This window comes from Cryobacterium sp. TMT2-18-2, assembly GCF_004402245.1.
Classification (GTDB): domain Bacteria; phylum Actinomycetota; class Actinomycetes; order Actinomycetales; family Microbacteriaceae; genus Cryobacterium; species Cryobacterium sandaracinum.
Window position 1 is genome coordinate 60,631 of the sequence record NZ_SOFU01000029.1, and the last position, 7,557, is coordinate 68,187.

6 protein-coding genes are annotated in these 7,557 nt (G+C 67.1%); 4 read left to right on the plus strand and 2 right to left on the minus strand.

Annotated features, from left to right (window positions below):
- Positions 1–103 precede the first annotated feature (103 nt).
- Positions 104–1,594 carry a glycosyltransferase family 87 protein gene (locus E3O22_RS09615; RefSeq protein ID WP_166784612.1) on the plus strand — a complete coding sequence of 497 codons (1,491 nt, stop codon included), beginning with the start codon at positions 104–106 and terminating at the stop codon, positions 1,592–1,594.
- Between the two features lie 695 nt (positions 1,595–2,289).
- Here E3O22_RS09615 and E3O22_RS09620 read toward each other — a convergent pair.
- On the minus strand, positions 2,290–2,970 hold the full coding sequence (locus E3O22_RS09620) for a hypothetical protein (protein WP_134394059.1): 681 nt from the start codon (positions 2,968–2,970) through the stop codon (positions 2,290–2,292).
- A gap of 199 nt (positions 2,971–3,169) precedes the next feature.
- Complete coding sequence (locus E3O22_RS09625; protein WP_134394058.1) at positions 3,170–3,622, minus strand: metallopeptidase family protein; 453 nt, start codon at positions 3,620–3,622, stop codon at positions 3,170–3,172.
- Positions 3,623–3,666: 44 nt separating this feature from the next.
- Between E3O22_RS09625 and E3O22_RS09630 the strand changes: the two genes are divergently transcribed.
- The 3 genes from E3O22_RS09630 to E3O22_RS09640 all read left to right on the plus strand — a co-directional run bounded on the left by E3O22_RS09630 (position 3,667) and on the right by E3O22_RS09640 (position 7,082).
- A complete protein-coding gene (locus tag E3O22_RS09630) occupies positions 3,667–3,945 on the plus strand; it encodes a DUF3499 family protein (RefSeq protein WP_134394057.1) in 279 nt (92 codons plus the stop codon).
- On the plus strand, positions 3,942–5,447 hold the full coding sequence (gene manB / locus E3O22_RS09635; RefSeq protein ID WP_134394056.1) for a phosphomannomutase/phosphoglucomutase: 1,506 nt from the start codon (positions 3,942–3,944) through the stop codon (positions 5,445–5,447). The genes E3O22_RS09630 and manB overlap by 4 nt, the downstream gene beginning before the upstream one ends.
- A gap of 141 nt (positions 5,448–5,588) precedes the next feature.
- Positions 5,589–7,082 (plus strand): amino acid permease, encoded by a 1,494-nt coding sequence (locus tag E3O22_RS09640; protein WP_134394055.1) that lies wholly within the window; start codon positions 5,589–5,591, stop codon positions 7,080–7,082.
- Positions 7,083–7,557 lie beyond the last annotated feature (475 nt).

Sequence of the window (7,557 nt, forward strand, 5' to 3'; positions counted from 1 at the left end):
TGCATCATCCGGGGTGCCCGGAGAGGCGGCGCAATCCTTACGGTCCGGTGACGCGCACCGGGACGGTTGGGCCCGAATGCCCGGGTTCCGTCAGGATGGCAGGGTGCGTATCGCCGTCGTCTCCCTCCTCCTTGCCGCCAGTGCGGCCCTGACCGCCTTCAGCGTGCTCGCGTACGACCTGTTCAAGCCGGGACGCGACACGGTGCCTCTGGTCATCTGCACCACCGGGCTGTGGCTGCTTTTCGCGCTCGCCGTGATCTCGCTGCGCGAGGTGCGGGGCCGGGCCGTGGTCGTGCTGATCCTGGCGGGATCGATCGGGATCGGGGCCGCGGCCATGGTCGGTCCGCCGAACACGAGCACGGACTCCGCGCGCTACGCCTGGGACGGCATCGTCGCCACCGAGGGCATTTCGCCGTATGCCTACACACCGGCCGAGGATCGGCTCGACGCCCTGCGCCCCGACTGGCTGTTCCCGGCTCCGGAGCTGACCGCGGCCGGCGATCTCGCGTGCGTCGGCGAACGCATCCAGACGGCGCTGAAAAGCGAGTCCGGCGAGATTCTGTGTTCGGCACTGAACCGCACCGGAGTGCCCACGATCTATCCGCCGGCCGCCGAGATCTTCTTCGCGGGCGTCCGGGCGGTCACCGGGCCGGATGCGGAGTACTGGCCCCTGCAACTGACGGGCCTCCTGCTCAGCGTCGGCACCACGGTGATGCTGCTGGTCGGGATGCGCCGCCGTGGCATCGACCAGCGGTTCGCCGCGCTTTGGGCCTGGTGTCCGCTCGTGGCTACGGAAGCGGTCACGAATTCCCACATCGACATGCTCGGCGTCGTCTTCACGTTGAGCGCGGTGTTCCTGGTCACCGGCCGGCGCTATTGGAGCGGTGGGATCGCGCTCGGCGCGGCGATCGCGACCAAACTGATTCCCGTGCTCGCGGCCCCGGCCATGCTGCGGCGCCAGGGGTGGAAGGTCGCCGTGGCCGCCGTGGTCACCTTCCTGCTCCTGTACGTGCCGTATGTGTTGACCACCGGTATCGGGGTGCTCGGCTATCTGCCCGGCTACCTCTCCGAGGAAGGGTACGAGGACGGCACCCGCTTCGCCCTGCTCTCGCTGGTCGCCCCGGGCGGCTCGGCCGTCATCGTTGCCGGCGTGCTGCTTTTCGTTATTGCCGTGCTTGTGATCTGGAAGACGGACCCCGACCAGCCCTGGCTGGGCCAACTTGTCATGATCGGCAGTGCGCTGCTCATTCTGAGCCCGCGGTACTCCTGGTATGCCCTGCTGCTGCTGCCGTTCATCGCCCTCAGCGGCCGCTGGGAATGGCTCCTGGTGCCGATGGCCCTCACCCTCCGTTTGCTGGTCCCGTCGATTCCGCTTACCCGGGTGGCCATCGCCACGGCTATCGTCGTCATTGTTGTCATGTCGGTCCACCGCGCCCGCCCCGAGGTGGCACGACGCCTGTTCCGCCCGATCAGAACGGCGCCGGTACGTCCGAATCCGGCTGCCGCGACTTCTTCACCTTCTACTCCGGCTTCTCCTTCTTCTTCTCCTACTTCTTCTTCTCCTACTCAGCCGGATGCCTCCCCGGGCAGATGATCGTGGCCGGTTTGCTGCGGAGAGTCCGCCCGGTCGGTGACGTCTCCTTCAGCATCCCGTCGGGCAGGTGCACGGAGCTCCCCTGAGTCGCGTCCGGGCCGTGGTCTCTGAACACCGGTGGGCTCCATCGACCTGCGCGGCGAATCGGGCCTCGACTCGGGCGGACTCCGCCCGCGTCGCCTGAATCGCCTCGAAGTGTCGCCCCGGGCCTCGAACTTCTCGCTATAAGTGGGCTCCATGAGGGCGACGTTACGGGTACCCACTGACATTCCATGCCCCAGGTCGGCACCAGTCATCCCTCTGTGGATGACCCGATGAGACCCATATTGTGGAGGAGGAGAGGGGCCACGGCGCAATCCGTTGAGCTGTCCGCCGCGGGCAACGGTCACACGGCCCTCACCTCGCATCCGCCGTGTGACGTAGACGCGGAGATTAGCGCGAAATTCCGGTTGTGGCGCCTGGGTGAGCGGCGTGTTGCGAAAATCTCCGAAGTTAGCGATCGCGGCCGCCCCGGATGATCCGGGCGGGCAGATGACCCGGGCGGGCGGCAGACCCGGTCGGCAGACCCGGTCGGCACAACCGGGCCGCCGGGTCATCATGCAACCGGGCGCCGGGTCAGCGTCACGACCACCGCGAGCAACACAAGGAAGGGCCCGCTGCGCAGCTGCGCAGCGGGCCCTTCCTGACAAGCGGTGTTACTTGGTGGCGACCGTGATCTTCGCGATGCCGACCAGGAGCTGGTCAGCGACAGCATCCGTCATGAACGTGTCGTTGAGCAGGCCGGCAGCCTCAGCCGAGATGTGCACGGTGGTGCCCTCGAGGATGGCGTTGTCGCCGTCCATCTGGAGCGGCTTCAGGGTCCCGCCGTAGAGGTTGAAGAGGAGGACCTGGGTGGCGGCTGACTCTCCGTTGACGCTCACGTCACCGAACAGCTTGCTGGTGCCCGGGTCGATCGTGAAGTTGGTCAATTCGACCGTGGTCTCGCCGGCGGTCAGTGAGAAGCCGGAGCCCTCGTGTTCGATGGAGCCCTGGACGAAGGGCCGGTAGTCCTCTTCGGGGTCGTAGTAGTCCACGTTTCCACCGGTGATCGGGAAGTGCAGGCTGCCGTCGGTCAGGGTGGCGGTGCCTACGGTGCCGGGGGTGAGACCGAGGCTGGTCAGCGCCGCAGCGAAGTCGGCGTCGAGGAGAACGGACGTGTCGACGCCCGACAGCGCGGGGATCGAAGCGAGAGCCTTGGGGGTTGCTTCCTCGGAGGAAGAGGAGGAGGAATTCTCGGCCGGGGCGGTCGCATCGGCGGTGGTCGAGCAGGCGGAGAGGCCGGCGATGAGGAGGCCCGCGGTGGCGAGGCTGAGCGTGGTCTTGGTGAATGAGCGCATGAGGAAATCCTTAGGGTCTGTGGTTGGGATTCAGCGGTTCTTGGTGCTGAATGAGGTTCGGTCCCCTCCGTCAAACGGTTTGGAATTAGTTCAAATTGGTGCAAACTTCGGCCACAAGCCCCGTCATTACGGGGATCCGGGCACAAAAAAGTGGCCAAGCGCACCCCGGCCGCCGCCAGCACAGGACGCGAGCGGAAGCCTAGAAGTGCCGGAACCGATCCGGCGCCAGGTCCCACGGGTCCTTGCCGAGCAGCTCGGCGATCGCGCGGAACACGCAGCTCTCGATCACCATCCGCCGGTGCAGGTCGTCGTTCCGGTGCAGCCGCGTCAGGCGCTGGATCGGCAAACGGTAGAAGACCACGCGACGTTCCGCGGCGTTCACGGCCCAGCGCTCCACTCCGACGCCCGGCAGCACCGAGGCAGGACCGGCCGCAACCACGAATCTCACATCACCCAGCTGCTCCGGCCAGACTGAGCGGAGGTAGTCGACGGTTGACGCCACGATCGTATCGAAGGTGTCGATGCGCGTCTGCAAAGGCGGCAAATAAGGTCCGGTCGCCGAGCTGCGGATGCCCCGGCCGTGCCGGTCCCGACCTCGCCCGCGCTGAACGGGGGCCGGCGTCGACACGGCAGAACGGCGAACTCGAGACATGCCCTCATCCTAGTTCGACCCGTTGAACGGGTAACCTGTAGCCAATGTCATTCCGGCCCTGCTCCCGTGTCGCCTGCCCGGAGGAATCCGCCGCGACTCTCACTTTCGACTATGCCGACGCGATGGCCGTCCTCGGTCCGCTCGCAGTGCAGCGCGAGCCGCACACCTTCGACCTCTGTGCCCGGCACGCCCGGCTGACCGCAGCCCCGCAGGGCTGGCAGCTGGTGCGCCTTCGCACCGACGGGCCGGCGACCGAACCGGCCGACGGGCAGGGCGCACAGCCGGCCGCCGGGCCGGCCGCCGAGTCGGGATCCGCGAAATGACGGACGAGACGGATGCCGCCGCCCGCCTGGGCGCCGCGGTCGGCCCGGACGAGGTGACCGGCACGACTGCCGTACCGTTGACCGCGCAGATGGTGGCTGCCCTTGCCGCTGCCTTCGTCGACGAAGTCGGTGCGCAGAGCCGCGAGGTACTCCTCGGTCACGACCGCGGCGCGGCGGGCGAGCTCGTGGCCGCCTTCACCCGGGGTGCGGAGGCCCGAGGGGCCACCGTCGTCGACCTCGGCGTGTGCTCCACCGACGAAATTCGATTCGGCTCGGGAGCCCGAAACGCCCCGGCCGCCCGGATCACGGCCACCTCACTCACCATGCTTCGGGCGGGTGCCTTAGAGATCGGGCACGACCACGGTCTCGGCGCCATCCGTGACCGCGCCGTCGGCTATCTGGCCGCCGGGCCGACCCCGGTGGCGATACCCGGTCGCCGCCGCGAGTACGACCTGCTGCCCGACTACGCGGCCGGGCTGCGCGCGCTCGTCGGGCTCACCGGCATCCGCCCGCTCACCGTCGTGGTCGACGCCGGCCGCGGCGCCGCCGCCGTCACGGTGCCTTACGTTCTCGGCGACGATACCGGCAAAGCTGCCGGAGGCCCGGCCGGCGGCGCCTCCGCGGCGGCCGACCCTGCCGAACCACCGCGCCCAGCACCGCTCACTATCGTCCCGCTCTTCTTCGATCAGGACCCGGACCTCCCGCCGCACACCATCGACCCTGCCGACCCGACCACCCTCACCGATCTGCGGAATGCCGTGATTCGGCACGAGGCCGACCTCGGGCTCGGCTTCGACGCGGACGGCGGCCGCTGCGTGGTGGTCGACGAGACCGGGTGCGTCGTGCCTCCGTCCGCGATCGGCGCGGTGCTCGCCCGGCGCGCCATCGCGAGCGCGCGGATCGAGGACCCTGACCGGAATGTGGTGGTTCTGCACGACCTCAATGTCTCCCACTTCGTTGCGGAGACGATCGAGGCGGCCGGCGCGGCCGCGGTCCCCACCTCGGTCGACGGATCCCGGATGCGGGCCGAGTTGCGGGCCACCGGGGCAGTGTTCGGGTTGGGGTACACCGGCGACTACTACTTCCCGCAGTTCTGGTGCGCCGACAGCGGTCTGCTCGCGGCCCTGCACGTTCTGGCGGAGCTCGGATTCCAGCCCCGCCCGTTGTCGGCGCTGGCGACGGATGCCATGCCCTACGCCCATTCCGGCGAGATCAGCATGGCCGTCGACGACCTGCCCGGGGTCTACGCGCGCGTCGTCGACGCCTACACGGGTTCCGCCGACTTCGAGGAGATCGACGGCCTCACGGTGATCGGCCTCACGAGCGTCGACGAACCGTTTTGGTGGTTCAACGTGCGCCCATCGCGCACCGAGCCGGAGCGAGCGCCGCAGCAGCGACAGAAGCAGGTGCAGCCCCGGCTGCGACTCACCGTGGAGGCCGGGACCCCTGAGGTGATGGTGCGCATCCGCGACGAAGTCCTCGCACTCATGCCCGCCGATTAATCGCACGTTACAAGCACGTTTCCACCCGCGGGTTGATTTCGGCGCCGGTAATCGCCGGTCATACGCTGACTCACGAAGCACCAATGGATAGCAGTCGGCCCCACCGTCGGGGTGGCAGCATCCCACTGAAACTGGAGTGACATGGCCAACCAGACGGACACAGACCGCACTGCCGAAAAAAAGGGCGGGGGAGGGCAGCAGCTGTCCAAGTCCCTGAAACCGCGACACCTCTCGATGATCGCGATCGCCGGCGTGATCGGAGCCGGCCTTTTCGTTGGGTCCGGAGCTGCCATCCAGCAGGCCGGGCCGGGCATCCTCGTGGCCTACTCGGCCGCGGGACTGCTCGTTATCCTGGTCATGCGGATGCTGGGCGAAATGGCGGCGGCGCATCCAGAAACCGGTTCGTTCTCTACCTACGCCGACAAAGCCCTCGGTCGCTGGGCTGGGCTGAGCATCGGCTGGCTGTACGCCTGGTTCTGGATCATCGTCCTCGGCATCGAGGCCACGGCCGGCGCCGCCATCGTGCACCGCTGGGTGCCCGAGGTCGACCAGTGGGTCTGGGCTCTTATCCTGATGGTTCTCCTCACGGGCACCAATGTCGCCTCAGTGAAAATGTTCGGTGAATTCGAGTTCTGGTTCGCGTCGATCAAGGTGGCGGCCATCGCCGTCTTCCTTCTGCTCGGCGTCGTGGCCATTCTCGGGTTGATGCCCGGGGTCGCGGCCCCCGGCCTGACCAACCTCACCGGCAACGGCGGGTTCTTCCCCAGTGGCAGCGGAGCCGTCCTCGGCGGCGTGCTCGTGGTCGTCTTCTCGTTCTTCGGCGCCGAAATCGCCACGATCGCTGCCGGCGAGTCCGAGAACCCGGTCGACGCGGTCAAGAAGGCAGTCAAATCCACCGTATGGCGCATCCTCGTCTTCTACATCGGATCCATCGCCGTCGTCGTCACGCTGCTTCCGTGGAACAGCGCTTCCGTGGCCAAGAGTCCCTATGTCGCGGTGATCGAGCTCTACGGAATCCCCGGGGCCGGCACGATCATGGGCATCATCGTGCTGACCAGCGTGCTCTCCTGCCTGAACTCGGGTCTCTACACCGCGAGCCGCATGCTGTTCTCCCTGTCGGAACGCGGGGACGCACCCCCGGCGTGGTCGAAAATCTCCGTCCGCGGCGTGCCGCGCGCCGCCGTCTTGTCTTCCACCGTCGTCGGGTTCATCACGGTGGGTCTGAACTACATCGCGCCCGACACGGTCTTCCTCCTCCTCGTCAACACCTCTGGAGCGATCGCGCTTCTCGTCTGGCTCGTCATCGCCGTGTCGCAGCTGATCCTGCGACGGCGCATGGGCACGGATGCCGCCAGTCGCCTGAGCCTGAAGATGTGGGCCTTCCCCTACCTGACCTGGCTGGCCATCGGCGCCATCGTTGCGCTGCTCGCGGGCATGGCCATTCTCGAGCGCACCCGCATGGAACTCCTGATGTCCCTGCTGCTCGCGGGCGTCGTGGTCGGCATCGGCCTATGGAAGTACCGTGGGGACAGGGGCGCCGCCCACCCCGGTGCGGATGACTCTGTTTCCGCCGAAGTGAAGGACGACGAGGCCGAGACTCTCGCCCCGAGCGGCAGAGCCGCTGTGCTGAAATAGGGTGCCGTCGCGGTGGCACGGAAGCTGCGTTTCCGCCCCGTTGGGGCGTGACACGCCCGGGCGGTTGCTGGTTTTGACGGCCCGGTGTGACGGCCGTAATGTATTCAAACGTACCCCACAGGTGCGGAAAGCCGCAGAGCTTCCCGGCCTCATGTGGAACCACAGTTTTAGCTTCGTCTCATGCTTGTTCCTGTTTCAGGTGAGTGTGGGGGAGGCCTAAGATGGTAACTCTCTCCGGCTGCGTGTCTGGTCTGGTGGGTGGTTGTTCGAGTCGCTTTGGTGCACTCGGAATCGGCTGCTTTCCGTGATTTGACAGGGATTAGTCGGCTGGGTAAGTTATACAAGTTGCCTCGAAGCGACAGCCCGTATGGGGCTTGAAGTCGAGTGCGTCCGATCCTTGAGAACTCAACAGCGTGCACAATGTCAAATGCCAAAAACCTCGTGGTTTGGATCCGTTTCTAGCGGTGAAGGATCA